Consider the following 536-nt stretch of genomic DNA (forward strand, 5'->3'; position numbering starts at 1 on the left):
CGGAAACCCTTGGCGGCCTTGTAGACTTTCTTATGCTTGGCGTGAGCCGTCACACCGCGTTTTACGCGAGCCATGACTGATCTCCTTCATCTGAAATAACAAAAGGGGTGATATCCGCCGCTATGAAGCGGCGTAAGGGCGATCAGGCGTTTGGCAGAAAGTACTGCTTGATGTTGTCGCCATCGGTCTTGAACAGCACGCGGGTGCCGCGGAGCTGACGAATCTGCTTCTTCGTCCGCTTGATCATACCGTGGCGTTTACCGGCATGGGCGGCCATAACCTTACCCGTTCCGGTGACTTTAAAGCGCTTTTTAGCGCCCGACTTGGTCTTCAGCTTGGGCATTTGGCTCTCCTATTGCCACGCAGAAAGCGCCCCGGAAGGCGTAGCGTTGGCTAAAATGCTCGTTAGAGCGTTGAAAATGCTCAACTAATCGCCGCTTGCGAGAAGTCAGCACAGTCGTCGACACGGCAGCCCTTAATCAGCCGGGCGACGAAGGTTGGGCTTATGGCAGAGGAACGCCCTGATGGCAACGATT

The 536-nt window shown here is 55.2% G+C and carries 1 protein-coding gene; it reads right to left on the reverse strand.

Going from position 1 to position 536, the window contains the following annotated elements:
* Positions 1 to 142: 142 nt before the first annotated feature.
* Positions 143 to 343: a 50S ribosomal protein L35 gene (rpmI, locus tag AC1DU6_RS35580; RefSeq protein ID WP_068730283.1), complete on the reverse strand. Its 201-nt coding sequence runs from the start codon at positions 341 to 343 to the stop codon at positions 143 to 145.
* Between the last annotated feature and the right edge of the window lie 193 nt (positions 344 to 536).

The sequence above is a fragment of the Roseateles sp. P5_B10 genome (assembly GCF_056400485.1).